The organism is Comamonas composti DSM 21721, assembly GCF_000429845.1.
GTDB classification, from domain to species: domain Bacteria; phylum Pseudomonadota; class Gammaproteobacteria; order Burkholderiales; family Burkholderiaceae_C; genus Comamonas; species Comamonas composti.
This window is the reverse complement of record NZ_KE386972.1, coordinates 78,940-93,774: the sequence shown is the minus strand read 5'-3', so window position 1 is coordinate 93,774 and position 14,835 is coordinate 78,940. Positions and strand designations below refer to the sequence as shown.

The following is a 14,835-nucleotide window of genomic DNA, read 5'->3' as shown; positions in this document are numbered from 1 at the left end:
CCGCGCGAGTGTCTTTGCAAATGGGATGCGAGGCCGTGCGCTCCGCAATCACAGTCGCCAAGGGCCTGGCTCTGCTGCGCTGCAGAACCAGGCGCCGGATCAGGTCACGTGTTTGCCGACGATGCCCGCGAGCTCGAACATGCTGACCTGCTCCTTGCCGAACACGGCGCGCAGCTTGGCATCGGCATTGATGGCGCGCTTGTTGGTCGCATCCTGCAGGCCGTTGGCCTTGATGTATTCCCAAAGCTTTTTGATGACTTCGGGGCGCGAGGTCGGCGCGTCGCCGATCACGGCTGCAAGCTCGGCGCTGGGCTTCAGGGTGGCGCTCACGGTGCGCGGCTTCTTGGCAGCCGGCGCCTTGGCGGTTTTTACTGCAGTCTTTTTGGCTGCAGCGCTTGTCCTGCCTGCGCTGGCAGCTGCTTTTTTGGTAGCAGTCGTCTTGGCGGCAGCCGTTTTGCGCGGTGGATATTTGCTGTCGCGCTGCTCGAACTCAAAGTTGACCTTGCCGGCCGCACCGTCCCAGACCAGAAAGGCCTTGAAGTTGCGGCGCGTGCGATTGGAGACGAACTTCTCCAGCAAGTCGGTCTTGCCGGTCTGCAAAAGCTTGCTCATCTGCTCGCGCTCTATGGGCTGCTGCAGGATGATCTGGCCGCTCTTGAAGTCGCAGCTGGGCGTGGCCTGGGCCAGCGTGGGCACGGCCTTGGCGCAGACGTAGTTGGCGCCATGCTCGAACACCGGCGAGCCGCACTTGGGGCAGGGCCCCAGGGGCTGCTGGCTCGCAAAGTCCACGAGTTCGCCGGACTCATCGGATGCCGCATCGTCGCCGAAATCGAACTCCAGCTTGTAGTTGCTGTTTTCCTCGTCGCGCACGATGGCAACCTCGGCCGTGAACGGCCAGCCGGCCTTGGAGCGAAAGCCCTCCAGCGGCCCGAGACGGCGCTCGCGCAGCAAGGTCTCGGCCTCGGCAGGCTCGAAAGTGCGGCCTGCAGGCGACTTGGTGAACGAGAAGCCGCAACCCGCATCCTGCTCGCGGGCGCCCGTGCAGCTGTAGCGGCGGTAGTTTTCCTTGACCACGCCACCGCAATTGGGACACGGCGTCTGCAGCACGGCGTAGTCGCCGGGAATACTGTCGCGGTCGTACTCCTTGGCCTTCTTGACCAGCTTCTCGGTCATGGCCTGGATCTGCTGCATGAAGGCCTCGCGCGAGAGCTGGCCCTTTTCCATCTGTGCGAGCTTGTATTCCCATTCGCCCGTGAGCTCGGCACGCGAGAGCTCGTGCACGCCCAGGCCGCGCAGCAGCGTCATGAGCTGAAAGGCCTTGGCCGTGGGAATCAGCTCGCGGCCTTCGCGCAGCATGTATTTCTCGGTCAGCAGGCCTTCGATGATGGCTGCGCGCGTGGCTGGCGTGCCCAGGCCTTTTTCCTGCATGGCAGAGCGCAGTTCGTCATCGTCGATCTGCTTGCCCGCGCTTTCCATGGCGCCCAGCAGCGTGGCTTCGGAGTAGCGTGCGGGTGGCTTGGTCTTGAGGCCCTTGACCTCGGCATCGCGCATGAGCGGCTGCTCCCCGGGGCGCACGGCCACCAGGGGCTGGCCTTTTTCTCCGGCCTTGCCGTCCTCGACCTCGTTCGCCGCCTCCTTGCCGTAGATGGCAAGCCAGCCGGGCTTGACCAGCACCTTGCCCTCGGTCTTGAAGCTGTGTTGCTCCACCTTGCTGATGCGGGTGGTCACCTGGTATTCGGCATTCGGGAAGAACACGGCCATGAAGCGGCGCACGACCAGGTCATAGAGCTTTTGCTCGGCCTCGGACAGGCCGGCGGGCGCCTGCGTGGTCGGGATGATCGCAAAGTGATCGCTGACCTTGCTGTTGTCGAAGACCTTCTTCGTGGCCCGCACATAGCCCTCGTCCAGTGCCTGCTGGGCAAAGGGCGAGAGGTGGCGCATGGGGCTGGTGGCCAGCATGGCAAAGGTCTCGCGCGCCACGGGCAGATAGTCCTCGGGCAGGGCGCGCGAGTCGGTACGCGGATAGGTCAACGCCTTGTGGCGCTCGTACAGGCTTTGCGCAAGGGCCAGCGTGGTCTTGGCCGAGAAGCCGAACTTGCCGTTGGCCTCGCGCTGCAGGCTGGTCAGATCGAACAGCGCAGGCGAGGTCTGGGTCGTGGGCTTGCTCTCCTCGGTCACTGTCGCGGGCTTGCCGCGCACGGCCGCAGCAATGGCCTCGGCCTCGGCCTTGTTCCAGAGGCGGTCGGCCTTGGCCTCGGCGTCCTCGCTCTTCTTCCACTGCGGGTTGAACCACTTGCCCAGGTACTGGCCGGCCTGGGCATCAAAGGCGCCATGCACCTCCCAGTAATCGCGGCTCACGAACTTGCGGATCTTCTCCTCGCGCTCCACGACCAGGGACAGGGTCGGCGTCTGCACGCGGCCCACGGTGGTCAGGAAAAAGCCGCCGTCGCGCGAGTTGAAGGCCGTCATGGCGCGCGTGCCGTTGATGCCCACCAGCCAGTCGGCCTCGGAGCGGCTGCGCGCAGCATTCGCCAGGCCCTGCATTTGCGCATCGCTGCGCAGATTGCCGAAGCCGTCGCGAATCGCCTGCGGCGTCATGGACTGCAGCCACAGGCGCGAGATGGGCTTGCTTAAGGTCCCCTTGGCGCCGCCGGCGTACTGCTCGATCAGGCGGAAGATCAGCTCGCCTTCGCGGCCCGCGTCGCAGGCATTGATGAGCTGGGTCACGTCCTTGCGCTTGGCCTGCTTGACCACGGCGTTCAGCCGGCTCTTGGTCTTGTCCACGGGCTTGAGGTCAAAACGCGGTGGAATCACCGGCAGATTGGCAAAACTCCATTTGCCGCGCTTGACGTCGAACTCTTCCGGCGCCTGGATTTCCACCAGGTGACCCACGGCGCTGGTCACCACATATTGCTCGTTCTCGAAATATTCATCGTGCTTGTCGAACTTGCCGGAAACCGGCGTCAGTGCACGGACGATGTCTTGTGCGACCGATGGTTTTTCAGCAATCACCAAAGTCTTTGTCATTGTGTGTGCTCGTCATTCTGGGCCTGGGACCACGCTTTGCGCCCCAGGCTCCTACAATCCAATATTCACGCATGCACGCGCACGCGCATGTGTGCATGTTCAAGTTAACACAGAGAAAACATGCCCCGACCCGCTTTGCCCTCTTTTGCCGGCCGCCGAATTCAGACACGTCGCTCGGGCGTCCACGGCAAGGGCGTTTTCGCCCTGCAGGATATTGCCGAGGGCGAAATCATTATTGAATACGTGGGCGAAATCATAGGTTGGCAAGAGGCGCAGGATCGCCACCCCCATGATCCCAGCCAGCCCAACCACACGTTTTATTTTCATATAGACGAGGACCGCGTCATAGATGCCAACCATGGCGGAAACTCCTCGCGCTGGATCAACCACAGCTGTGCGCCCAACTGCTATGCCGATGAGGTTGATGGCCGGATCTTCATCACGGCGCTGCGCAATATCGCGGCCGGTGAAGAACTCAATTATGACTACGGCCTGATCATCGACGAGCCCTATACCAAGAAGCTCAAGGCCGACTACCCGTGCTGGTGCGATGCGCCCGAGTGCCGTGGCACCCTGCTCGCGCCCAAGCGCGGCTGGCGCCCGCCCATGCCCGGCGACGACAAGAACAGCGCCGGCAAAAAGAAAAAAAGCGGGAAGGCCAGGGCATGAGGGTCGACACCAGCATCCACTGGCCCGCCGAGTCCCTGTGGCAGGCCGTGGAGCCCTTGCTGCCGGGCTTCTCCGTGGAAATCCTGCCCAGCCTGGACTCGACCAACACCGAGCTCATGCGCCGTGCACGCCAGGGCCTCTGCGACCCGGTGCTGCTCGTGACCGAGCTGCAGACCGCAGGCCGTGGCCGCCTGGGCCGGCAGTGGACCAGTGGCGCCGGCGATTCGCTGACCTTTTCCCTGGGCCTGCCCCTCACGCCCGGCGACTGGTCCGGCCTGTCCCTGGCCGTGGGCCTGAGCGTGGCCCAGAGCCTGCAGCCCCGCTTGCCCGAACCCGGCAGTGGCCGCCCGCGCATAGGGCTCAAGTGGCCCAACGACCTCTGGATAGACGGCGACCGCAAGCTCGGCGGCATTCTCATAGAGACCGCCAGCTTTGTGGGCGGCAGCCACGATACGGGCTCAGGCCGCTATGTGGTCATAGGCATAGGCCTGAACATCCGGTCGCGCCCCGGTGAAGGCATGCGCACCCCGCCAGCCAGCCTGCTCGATATGGACGAACGCCTGGATGCGCCCACGGCCCTGGCCTGCGTGCTGCCCCCGCTGGTGGCCGACATACAGAGCTTTGCACGCCAGGGTTTTGCACCGCTGCTCGAACGCTTCGCCCAGCGCGACATACTGCGCGACCGGGCCGTGACCCTGAGCGACGGCCGCCACGGCCAGGCCCAGGGCCTGGGGACCGACGGGGCCTTGCTGGTACGCACGGCCACGGGAGTCGAGGCAGTGACCAGCTCCGAGATCAGCGTACGCCCCAGCGCGCAATAAGAGCGTGGACACGCTCTAAGATAGGGCATGCTGCGAATCACCTTTCTGCTGCTGGTCCTTGCCAATGCCGGCTATTACTTCTGGAGCCATGGCCACCTGGCCGGACTGGGCCTTGCCCCTCAGAGCCAGAACGAACCCGAAAGACTGCAAAGGCAGATCCGGCCCGAGGCCCTGAGTCTGGCCATTGCGGACAGCCCGCCTCCGCCCAGCGACCCGCAAGCAGTGGCCGCGCCATCACCTGCGGTGCCTGCCGAAACGCCTTCTGCGCCCGCGCCAGAGCACTCCGCTCCCCAGGCCTCTGCTGAGCCCAGCATCTGCCTGCAGGCCACGGGACTTGACGAGCTGCAGGCCCGCACCCTGCAACGTGACCTGGGGGCCCAACTGAACGACAAGCAATGGGACATGCAGAGCACGCATCAGCCAGGTCGCTGGATGGTCTACATGGGCAAGTTCCCCGACACGGATTTTCTGGAGCGCAAGCGCGCCGAACTGCGCGCGCGCAACATCGATTTTGACCGTGCAGGCGGCACGCTCGAACCCGGCCTCTCGCTGGGCCGTTTCTCCAGCGAGGACGCTGCCACGCGCCAGCTCACCCAGCTCACGCGCCAGGGCGTGCGCTCGGCGCGCGTAGTGCAGGAGCGCCCCGAGATCACCAGCTACACCCTGCGCCTGCCCCGCGCCACACCCGCGCTGCGCAGTCAGATCCAGGCCCTGGGCGGCAAGGCGCTAGAGGCCAGACCTTTAAAGCCTTGCTGACCCGGCCCGCAAAGGCGCCAGGGGCCGCTTCTTAGAGCGTGTTCACGATCTCCTCGCGGCGCGCCGGCGTAGAGATCGTGAACACGCTCTTACGCTGAGGCTGCCGTCCCCTCAGGGGGAAGGCGCGCAGCGACTCAGGGGGGATCTATTTTCGACCGCAAGGCCTTGAAGCGCACGCCAAAGCATGCACCCGGTGGCTGCTGGCCCGCGTGGGCATCTTCGAGCACAACCTGGGCGCCATGCTGGCGTGCAATTTCCATGACGATGGGCAGGCCCAGGCCCGAGCCATCGGCCTCCGAGCCCAGGGCCCGATAAAAAGGCTGAAAGACGAGCTCGCGCTCGGACTCGGGCACGCCCGGGCCCGAGTCCTCGACCTGCAGCAGCACGGTGCCTGCAAACACATCGGCAAGCACGCGCGCCGTCACCATGCCTGGCTGGCTGCTGCTCGAAGGCGTGTAGTTGATGGCGTTGTCCACGAGGTTGCGCACCAGTTCCGTGAGCAGCGTGGCATTGCCTTGAAGCCAGACGCCGGCAGCCGAAGAGTCTGCGCCGTCATAGCCCAGATCCACATGCTTGTCCATGGCGCGCGGCAGGCAGTCTCTGACCACGTCGGTGACCAGACGCACCAGATTGCAGGGCTGCATGGCAAGGCCGCGCCCCCCTCCTTCGGCCCGGGCCAGGGCCAGCAACTGGTTCACGGTGTGCGTGGCACGGATGCTGGAGCGCGCGATCTGGGCCAGGGATTGCTTGCGCTCGTGCGTGCTCATGTCGTCACGCTGGGCCAGCTCGGCCTGCATGCGCAGGCCTGCGAGCGGCGTCTTGAGCTGATGGGCCGCATCGGCGAGAAAGCGCTTCTGGGTGGCCAGCGAATCACCGAGCCGGCCCAGCAGATCGTTTACCGAATCCACCAGAGGCACGACCTCCAGCGGCACATCCTTGTGCGCGATAGGGGACAGGTCTTCGGGCCGGCGCGCGCGTATGCGCACCTCCAGCCGGTGCAATGGCTTGATGCCGCGCGCCAGCGCCAACCAGACCAGCAACGCGGCCAGCGGCAGAATCACGAACTGGGGCAGCATCACGCCCTTGATGATTTCCGTGGCCAGCACGCTGCGCTTCTCGCGTGTCTCTGCGACCTGCACCAGCGCCAGCGGCTCGTCGGGCAAGGGCATGCGCACCCAGACATGGGCCACACGCAGATCGATGCCGCGAAACTCGGCATCGCGCAACTGCACCGCGCCGCTGGCCGGCGGCTCGTCGGGCAGGGCAGGGCGCGGCAGGTCGCGCTCGCCGGCCAGAAACTCGCCGCTCACGCCCAGAACCTGGAAGTACACGGTGTCCGACTCGTCGGCGCGCAGGATTTCGCTGGCCGATTGCGGCAGGCTGAACAAGACCTTGCCATGCTGGACCAGCACCAGCTGGGCCAGGGCTTGCGCGTTGTATTCCAGCGCGCGATCGAAAGGCTTGTTGGCTAGCCCCTGGGCCACCAGCCAGGTCAGGGCCAGGCTCACGGGCCACAGCAGCAGCAGCGGCGTGAGCATCCAGTCCAGGATTTCACCGAACAAGGAGCGCTGCTCCCCCTGGAACAGCCTCATGCGAATGCTCCGCCCCTGGGCTTCATGGCAGACGTCGCTCTGTTCGTACGCCGCTGCGTAAAGGCAAGGCCCGAGGCACAGCGCACGGCAAGCGAGGGCCGCCTCTTGAGCGCAGACTGTCGCCACCCTGAGGGACAGGCGGCTCGAAGGGAATCACCAAGAGGACACGACACATGGAACTGGCGCCACCCAAAGCCTGGGACTGCGAGCAAGGGCCGCCCCGCAGCGGGGTTGTCGTCCCTCCTTTGGGGGGGAAGGGGCCGAAGGCGGCTCAGGGGGGCGCCCATACTACCCAGGGATGCGCTCCAGGCAATACCCTAGGCCGCGCACTGTGGCAATGCGTACCGGGCCGCGCTCTATCTTCTTGCGCAGCCTGTGGATATAGACCTCGATGGCATTGTTGCTGACCTCTTCGCCCCATTCGCAAAGCCTGTCCACCAACTGATCCTTGCTGACCAGCCGGCCCGCGCGCTGCAGCAGCACCTCGAGCAGGCCCAGCTCACGCGCCGAGAGTTCGACCATTTTTCCATCCATGGTGGCCACGCGGCCGGCCTGGTCATAGACCAGGGGGCCATGCTTGATGGTGGAGCTGGCCCCGCCCATGCCACGGCGCGTGAGGGCGCGCACACGCGCTTCCAGCTCGGACAGTGCAAACGGCTTGGCCATGTAGTCGTCTGCTCCAAAATCCAGGCCCTGGACGCGTTCATCCACGCTGTCGGCGGCCGTGAGAATCAACACCGGCAAGGCATCTCCACGTCCGCGCAACTTTTTGAGCACCTCAAGTCCATGCATGCGGGGCAGGCCCAGGTCCAGAATCAGCAGATCGAATTCGCTGCTGGTCATCAAGGCCGCATCGGCCTCGCTGCCGCTGGCCACATGGCTGACCACGGCGCCCGAGCCGCGCAGGCTGCGCAGCAAGCCATCGGCCAATACCTGATCGTCTTCGGCAATCAAAATACGCATGGTTTGTCTCCTTGCGAGCGGCACGTGGGTTTTTTGGATATAGCGGTGCTGCGCCCAGATGCTTATTGTAGGTAGAGGGCATACAGGCAGTCAGATTCAGCCCATGCCGCCGCCTGCATAAACCTCCAGCCCCAGGGCGACCACGGCAGCCACATCCTGCCCCACCTCTTCGCGAAACTCGGCCTCGGCCTGGGCCACGGCATTGCGAAACGCCTGCAGCCAGGCCAGACCTGCAGCCGTGAAGCACACGCGGCGGGTGCGTGCATCGCGGGCATCGTTCTCGCGCGTGACCAGCCCCCAGGCCTCGCACTGCTTGACCAGATCGGCCATGGACTGCTTGGTCATGCCCGCACGCTCGGCCAGGTCGGTCAGCCGGTCTCCGGCCAGGGACAGATGCCGTGTGATGTGAATATGGGCGGCGCCGACCTTGTCGCGGGCAGCCAGGTTGGACAGGCCCAGCGGCACCTCCACATCGCGTGCCATGAGCTGCAGCACGCGCGCATCGAAGCGGCGCATGCTGTGGCCCAGCAAGCGCCCCAGATGGGTTTGACGCCAGGCATCGGAAGGCGGCGTCACCGCAAGAAGTTCACTCATGCAGGCATTGTGCCTGCGTGGAAAACAAGTCAGGAAAACTGACCAAATAAATCAACAAATCGATGAGGCAAGCACATAAACTACTGTTCAAGCATCCAGCCTGAATGCAAGCACATAGTCATCAATCCAGATTTCTGAGGAGTCCGTCATGAGCACAGCCGCTACCCCCGCAAACAGTGAAAAAGCCAAGGCCCTGGCCGCCGCCCTGGCCCAGATCGAAAAGCAGTTCGGCAAGGGCACCATCATGAAGCTGGGCGAAGGCGAGGCTCCCCAAGACATACAGGTCGTCTCCACAGGCTCGCTGGGCCTGGACATCGCCCTGGGAGTCGGCGGCCTGCCGCGCGGTCGCGTGATCGAAATCTACGGTCCGGAATCCTCGGGCAAGACCACGCTGACCCTGCAGGTCATTGCCGAGATGCAGAAGCTGGGCGGCACCTGCGCCTTCATCGATGCCGAGCACGCCCTCGACACCCAGTACGCGCAGAAGCTGGGCGTGAACCTCAATGACATCCTGATCAGCCAGCCCGACACCGGTGAGCAGGCCCTGGAAATCTGCGACAGCCTGGTGCGCTCCGGCGCTGTGGATCTGATCGTCATCGACTCCGTGGCCGCCCTCACGCCCAAGGCCGAAATCGAAGGCGAAATGGGTGACCAGTTGCCTGGCCTGCAGGCTCGCCTCATGAGCCAGGCATTGCGCAAGCTCACGGCCACCATCAAGAAGACCAATTGCATGGTCATCTTCATCAACCAGATTCGCATGAAGATCGGCGTGATGTTCGGCAGCCCCGAAACCACCACCGGCGGCAACGCGCTCAAGTTCTACGCCTCGGTGCGCCTCGACATCCGCCGCACGGGCTCGATCAAGAAGGGCGACGAGGTGATTGGCAACGAGACCAAGGTCAAGGTCGTGAAGAACAAGGTCTCGCCCCCGTTCAAGACGGCCGAGTTCGACATCATGTTCGGCGAAGGCATCTCGCGTGAGGGCGAAATCCTGGACATGGGCGTGAACGCCAAGATCCTCGACAAGTCCGGCGCCTGGTATGCCTACAACGGCGAGAAGATCGGCCAGGGCCGAGACAACTCGCGCGAGTTCCTGCGCGAAAACCCGACGCTGGCCATCGAGATCGAAAACAAGGTGCGCGACAGCCTGGGCATCTCCCTTTTGCCCGTGGCCGCCAGCGAAGAGGCTGCCAAGCCCGCCCCCAAAGGCAAGAAAGGCGACAAGAACGCCGCCGTCGATGAAGACGGCGTGATCCAGGCCTGATGCCCTGCATCCGCTGAAGAGGCCAAGCCCAGATCCGCAGCGCCCCGGCTGGCGCTGCCCTTCTGTTCAGGCTGTCCCCGAAGGACGATGCGAAGCGGCGCGAAAAATATCTGTTTTGCCATCTTTGCGCAGGTTCGCCCTGCGCTTTTTTTCATGTTGCATGCACATCATGCGCAAGGAGAGATCAAGCCATGGGGTTTGCGAAGCTATCGCTCAAAGGCCGGGCCCTCAAATTGCTGGCTCAGCGCGAACATTCGCGGCGGGAGCTGGAACGCAAGCTGGCCCCCCATGTACAAGAAGGCGAAGATCTGGCCGCCGTGCTCGATGCGCTGGAGCAGCGCGGCTTCATCAGCGAGCAGCGCGTGGCCGAGTCCATCGTCCACAGCAAGGCTGCACGCTTTGGCACGGCTCGCCTGACCCAGGAGCTGCGCAACAAGGGGCTGGACGACGAGCTGGTGCGCGCCACGGCCGAGCAACTGCGCGCCACCGAGCTGGAGCGCGCACACGCGGTATGGCGCCAGCGCTTCGGTACCCTTCCTGGTGATGCCAAGGAAAAGGCCAGGCAATTGCGCTTCATGGCCTCACGAGGATTCGCCCTTTCCGACGCCTCACGCATTCTGCGCGAGGCGATGGACGCCGCGTCCGACGACAGCGTGGACCCCATCTGAAGCCCGCCCCTCCCCCTGGCTCCACAACCTGCGCGCGTCCGTCCAGCGCTTGTGAAGGAGTAGGGCGCCCAGCACATTGCCAAGGCCTGGGCGCTTCTTGCCAGGTCGCAACGCCAGACAAAAGGCAAGGCGCGCCCCAGCCGACGCCCGTAGCGAGCCGTCGGCAAAAACTGCAGCAACACGATATTTGAATGTTTTTGGGCTCTAGCGCTTGTCCAGAAAGCGCTGGCTGCTATCAATTCAGGATAAATGCCAGGCAAGGCAGAGAGATGCGCATGCTTGCCTCGCTGCATGCGCAACAGGCCTCGTCCCCGGAACCAGGATGTACTGGTTGCAAATACCCAATTTCAGGGATACGCGCAAGACACAATTTTTTGCAAAATGCACAAATTGGTATACCACCCCAGCTTCCCGTGAGTCAGTCGGCGTTGACTATGCGCGCACTGGGGGCTCTCCAGGAACCTTGGCCTTGACAGAGGCCTCCGCCGTCACGGCCTACCCACAGGCAACGCCCATTTGCCCAAGTCCTCATGAACCACATCTTCAGCTCTCTCTGGAACCACAGCCTGGGCGCCTGGGTTGCTGCCAGCGAGCACACGCGGCGCGGCCGCCAGCGCGGGGGCTCGGCCTCACGCAGCCGTGGCCGCAAGGCCAGCGCGCCGCAGATGACCATCGGTGCGCTGCAGGCGGCCGTGCTGCTGGCCTGCGGCTGGCTTTTGACCGCAGGCACACAGGCCACGGCTCAGAGCCTGCCGCAGAACGGCAACATCGTGTCGGGTTCCGCGTCGATCAACTTCAACGGTAACGTGATGACGATCGACCAGACCAGCCGGGCAGCGCTGATCAACTGGAGCAGCTTCAACATCGGCGCTGCCAATACGGTCCAGTTCAACCAGCTGCAGGGCTCACAGGCAACGGCGGTCAACCTGGTCACCGGCAGCTCGGCCAGCCTCATCAGCGGTGAGCTGACGTCCATCGGCCAGGTGTTCCTGATCAATCCGGCCGGCATCACCTTCAATGCCGGCGCCAGCGTGAACGTCGGCGGCCTGCTGGCCAGCACGCTGTCGCCCGGCACGCCCGGGCTGCTGAATGCCAATGGCGTTGCGTCCACCTTCGAGCTGGCCGGCGGCGGCACCGGCGCCGTGGTCAGCAACAACGGCGGGACCCTGAGTGCTGCTTCCGGCGGCATCAGCCTGATCGGTGGCGCGGTATCCAACATCGGCATCATCTCGGCGGCCAATGGCAGCATCAACCTGGTCGCGGCCGGCGCCGCCAGGGTCACCAATGACGTGTCGTCCTCGGGAATGTCGCAGTTGACGTTCTTGCCGACGGCAGCCGGTACGTTCGCCGGCACCGGCATCAACAACACCGGCGTCCTCAGTGCGCGCAACATCAGCATGAACGCGCTGATGGGGCCTGGTCTTTCCAGCACCGGCATCAACACCGGCGGAACCATCATCGCCAATGCCATCGACGCCGGAGAGGGCAGCCTCACCATCCGCAGCACGGCGCCGGTAGCGATCAACGCAGCGACGATCACCGCCGAAACGGTGGCGGTGGCCGGCGTGGGGGCGAGCGGTCCGGTTGCGATCCAGATGACCGACGGCAGCATCCAGGCCGGCACGGTCGCGTTCGATAGCGGGCCTTCTGGAAACGTGATGCTGGGCGGCGACATCAAGGCCGACACGATCGGCATTGCGGCGAACAATGCCGTGCAGACCGGCGGCTCGCTGGAGGGGGCGCTGAGCCTGGCCACCCAGGGCGGTGTGATCCTGGGGCAGAGTGGCAACCGCATCGGCAGCGTCGGCGGCAGCGTGGGCTCGGACCTGACATTGGCCACGTCCACCGACCTGTCCAATGGCGGCGCCCTGTCGGTCGGTGGTTCCAGCGTGATCGAGGCCGGCAGCGCCAACATCACGCTGACCAATGCCGGGAACAGCTTCGGCAACGGGGTCAGTGCCAACGGCGGTGACATCACGCTGGTCAGCAATGGCGTACTGGGGCTGGGCAACATCAATGCCCGCAGCCTGGCCGCGCAGGCCGGCAGCATTGATCTGAGCGGCACGGTTACCACCACCGGCGACCAGACCTACCAGTCCGCGGTGACACTGCGTGGCAATTCGGCGCTGCAGGGCAGGGCGATCCAGTTCAACGACACGATTGACGGCAGCTACCGGCTGGCCGTCGACTCCAGCGGAATGACCACGTTCTCCGGTGCCGTGGGGGGCAGCACCGCACTGCAGGCCTTGAATGTCACCAGCGGCACCGGCACGCGGCTGGCCGGTGACATCACCACCAGCGGTGCCATCGACCTGCAGGACAACCTGCTTCTGGGTACCAACGTGGCGCTGACTAGCACCGGCAACCAGGGCATCACCCTGGGCGGCAGCGTGGACAGCACCGGCGGCGCACGTTCACTCACGCTCACAACCAATGGACTGGCGACGTTGGGCGGAAGCGTTGGCGGCAGCAGTGCGCTGTCCTCGCTGCAGCGCACAGGCACCGGCAGCACCCAACTGGGCGGCAGCATCACCACCACCGGCGATATCGTGCTGCAGGGCGGACTGCAGGCCACGGGTTCGACCGCCATCTCGAGCACCGGCAATGGGCGCATCGATGTAGGTGGATCCATCCTGGCCAACGGCGGCGTGGCCCTGTCCGGCGGTGACATCATCGTGGGCGGCGACATCAGCGCCGCCAGCGCCGCCAGCGTGGGCATCGACGGTGCCACGTTCTCCGGGGCAGGCATCACCAGCAACGGCACACTGGACATCAACGTGCGCAATGGCGCGCTGCTGCAGAACGGTGCCTACCTCGCAGGTGGCACTGCATCGTTCAGCGTGGCCGGTGACATCGTCCTGACCAATGCCCAGAACCAGCTGGGCGGCACGGTGTCGCTGCACGGCGAGGATGTCACCCTGGCCAACCAGGGCAACCTGCGGCTCGGCAGCGTCGATGCGCAGACGCTGCAGGTGAACAGCACCGGGTCGATCAGCCAGACGAACAACACCCACCTGGATGTCACCGGCACCAGCAGCTTCACCAGCACAGGCGGCATCTCGCTGCTGGACACCGGCAACGCATTGGCCGGGGCCGTTTCCCTGAGCGGCGGCGCCGCCCAGATCACGGCCAGCGGTGACCTGCGCTTCGGTGCCCTCAACGTGGATTCGCTGATTGCCAGCGCGGATACGGTCTACCTGCCACAATTGCTGACCACCCTCGGTGGCCAGTCCTACAGCGGCAGGCTGGTGCTGGAAGGCGATACCGCCCTCAGCAGTACCCTGGGAGCGCTGGCGTTCACCGGCACGCTGGAAGGCCCGCATGCACTTTCGCTGCATGCCAGTGGCACGGTCTCGCTGGGTGCTACGGCAGACATCGGCTCGCTGGGCTCCACCGCCACCGAAACACAGCTGGCGGCCGATCTCACCACCGTCGGTGACATCAGCCTGGCCAACACCCGCGTGGTCGGCGACGTCGCCCTGACCAGCACGGCCGGTTCGGTGCAGATCAACGGCGTCGTCAATGGGCTGCAGGACAACAGCGATTCGCTGTCCATCGCCGCCGATGGGCAGATCGCGCTGCTGGGCGCGGTCGGCAATGCCGAGCGCCTGCACGACCTTTCACTGTCCGCCGCAACGGTGTCGACGGTCGCGGTGGATGTGGGCAACCGCCTTGCCATAGACAGTACCGCCAGCATCAACCAGGGCGGCCGCTACGGCGTCGGCGGAACGGCCCGCTTCGCTTCGGGCGGCGACATCACGCTGCTGAACACCGCCAACGCGTTCGGCGGTGATGTGGAGCTCATTGGCAACAAGGTGCAGATCGCGGCGCAGGGCCCGTTGTCCCTGTCGGGCGTGGATGCAGATGTGCTGCACGCGACGGCGGGCGGCCTGCTCACCGTGCGCAATGCCGACGTCGTCTCGTCGACTACCTTGACCGGCAACGCGGTGGCGCTGGACGGCGTTGCACTGGGCCTGAGCGCCGAGGTCGCTGCCTTGGGCGGGAACATCACTCAGCAGGGCAGCGTGCGTGTCGACGGGCCAAGCAGCTGGAGCTCTTCAGGCAATGTCCTGCTCGGGAACGCTGCCAACCAGCTCGACGGTGCTGTTACCGCACAAGGCAACATGGTGTCCCTGGCTACGGACGGCACGCTGGACATCGCCAGCGTACAGGCATCGGGTCAGGCCAATCTGCGTGGTGAGGGCGTGCATCTGGATTCTGTGCAGGCGACGGGGCTACAGGTGGACAGCAGCGCCGGCATCACCCAGGGCAGTGCCCTCAATGTGGGAGGCAGCAGCCGCTTCAGTGCGGCGGGCGACATTGCATTGGGCCATGCGGGCAACCAATTCGGCGGCAGCGTGGCACTGAACGGGGCCAATGTAGCCATCGCCAGCGCCAGCGGGCTGCTGCTCGATACGGTGCAGGCCTCTGGCGATCTGAGCGTGGCGGCTGGCAACGCCGGTATCCGCCAGAACGCAGCC

Annotated in this window: 10 protein-coding genes; 6 read left to right on the top strand and 4 right to left on the bottom strand. The window is 65.0% G+C overall.

Going from position 1 to position 14,835, the window contains the following annotated elements:
• Positions 1 to 99: 99 nt before the first annotated feature.
• Complete coding sequence (locus G486_RS0119100) at positions 100 to 3,027, bottom strand: DNA topoisomerase III (protein WP_027016978.1); 2,928 nt, start codon at positions 3,025 to 3,027, stop codon at positions 100 to 102.
• A gap of 120 nt (positions 3,028 to 3,147) precedes the next feature.
• Between G486_RS0119100 and G486_RS0119095 the strand changes: the two genes are divergently transcribed.
• The 3 genes from G486_RS0119095 to G486_RS0119085 are packed head-to-tail and all read left to right on the top strand — an operon-like array spanning position 3,148 to position 5,273.
• Positions 3,148 to 3,696 carry an SET domain-containing protein gene (locus G486_RS0119095; protein ID WP_027016977.1) on the top strand — a complete coding sequence of 183 codons (549 nt, stop codon included), beginning with the start codon at positions 3,148 to 3,150 and terminating at the stop codon, positions 3,694 to 3,696.
• Entirely contained in the window at positions 3,693 to 4,517 is an 825-nt protein-coding gene (locus G486_RS0119090) for a biotin--[acetyl-CoA-carboxylase] ligase (protein ID WP_027016976.1), read from the top strand. The genes G486_RS0119095 and G486_RS0119090 overlap by 4 nt, the downstream gene beginning before the upstream one ends.
• A 27-nt stretch (positions 4,518 to 4,544) precedes the next feature.
• Positions 4,545 to 5,273: an SPOR domain-containing protein gene (locus G486_RS0119085; RefSeq protein ID WP_027016975.1), complete on the top strand. Its 729-nt coding sequence runs from the start codon at positions 4,545 to 4,547 to the stop codon at positions 5,271 to 5,273.
• 134 nt (positions 5,274 to 5,407) lie between these two features.
• Here G486_RS0119085 and G486_RS0119080 read toward each other — a convergent pair whose 3' ends face one another.
• From G486_RS0119080 to G486_RS0119070, 3 genes are all read right to left on the bottom strand, one after another.
• Positions 5,408 to 6,865, bottom strand: a complete 1,458-nt coding sequence (locus G486_RS0119080) for a sensor histidine kinase (protein ID WP_027016974.1) — start codon at positions 6,863 to 6,865, stop codon at positions 5,408 to 5,410.
• A 288-nt stretch (positions 6,866 to 7,153) separates the two neighbouring features.
• Positions 7,154 to 7,828 (bottom strand): response regulator, encoded by a 675-nt coding sequence (locus tag G486_RS0119075; protein ID WP_027016973.1) that lies wholly within the window; start codon positions 7,826 to 7,828, stop codon positions 7,154 to 7,156.
• 96 nt (positions 7,829 to 7,924) lie between these two features.
• Positions 7,925 to 8,422, bottom strand: coding sequence for a MarR family winged helix-turn-helix transcriptional regulator (locus G486_RS0119070; RefSeq protein WP_027016972.1), 498 nt, complete (start codon positions 8,420 to 8,422; stop codon positions 7,925 to 7,927).
• 148 nt (positions 8,423 to 8,570) lie between these two features.
• On the opposite strand from G486_RS0119070, the gene recA reads away from it, so the two are divergent.
• The 3 genes from recA to G486_RS0119055 form a co-directional block, all read left to right on the top strand.
• Entirely contained in the window at positions 8,571 to 9,686 is a 1,116-nt protein-coding gene (gene recA / locus G486_RS0119065; protein WP_027016971.1) for a recombinase RecA, read from the top strand.
• Positions 9,687 to 9,877: 191 nt separating this feature from the next.
• On the top strand, positions 9,878 to 10,354 hold the full coding sequence (gene recX, locus G486_RS0119060) for a recombination regulator RecX (RefSeq protein ID WP_027016970.1): 477 nt from the start codon (positions 9,878 to 9,880) through the stop codon (positions 10,352 to 10,354).
• A 530-nt stretch (positions 10,355 to 10,884) separates the two neighbouring features.
• The coding region (locus G486_RS0119055) for a two-partner secretion domain-containing protein (RefSeq protein ID WP_027016969.1) at positions 10,885 to 14,835 on the top strand (3,951 nt) is incomplete at its 3' end.

Bases quoted from the DNA above. Each gene is read 5' to 3' on its own strand.
- G486_RS0119075 (WP_027016973.1), bottom strand. From the start codon at position 7,828: ATGCGTATTTTGATTGCCGAAGACGATCAGGTATTGGCCGATGGCTTG.
- G486_RS0119090 (WP_027016976.1), top strand. From the start codon at position 3,693: ATGAGGGTCGACACCAGCATCCACTGGCCCGCCGAGTCCCTGTGGCAG.
- G486_RS0119080 (WP_027016974.1), bottom strand. From the start codon at position 6,865: ATGAGGCTGTTCCAGGGGGAGCAGCGCTCCTTGTTCGGTGAAATCCTG.
- G486_RS0119070 (WP_027016972.1), bottom strand. From the start codon at position 8,422: ATGAGTGAACTTCTTGCGGTGACGCCGCCTTCCGATGCCTGGCGTCAA.
- recA (WP_027016971.1), top strand. From the start codon at position 8,571: ATGAGCACAGCCGCTACCCCCGCAAACAGTGAAAAAGCCAAGGCCCTG.
- recX (WP_027016970.1), top strand. From the start codon at position 9,878: ATGGGGTTTGCGAAGCTATCGCTCAAAGGCCGGGCCCTCAAATTGCTG.
- G486_RS0119085 (WP_027016975.1), top strand. From the start codon at position 4,545: ATGCTGCGAATCACCTTTCTGCTGCTGGTCCTTGCCAATGCCGGCTAT.
- G486_RS0119095 (WP_027016977.1), top strand. From the start codon at position 3,148: ATGCCCCGACCCGCTTTGCCCTCTTTTGCCGGCCGCCGAATTCAGACA.
- G486_RS0119100 (WP_027016978.1), bottom strand. From the start codon at position 3,027: ATGACAAAGACTTTGGTGATTGCTGAAAAACCATCGGTCGCACAAGAC.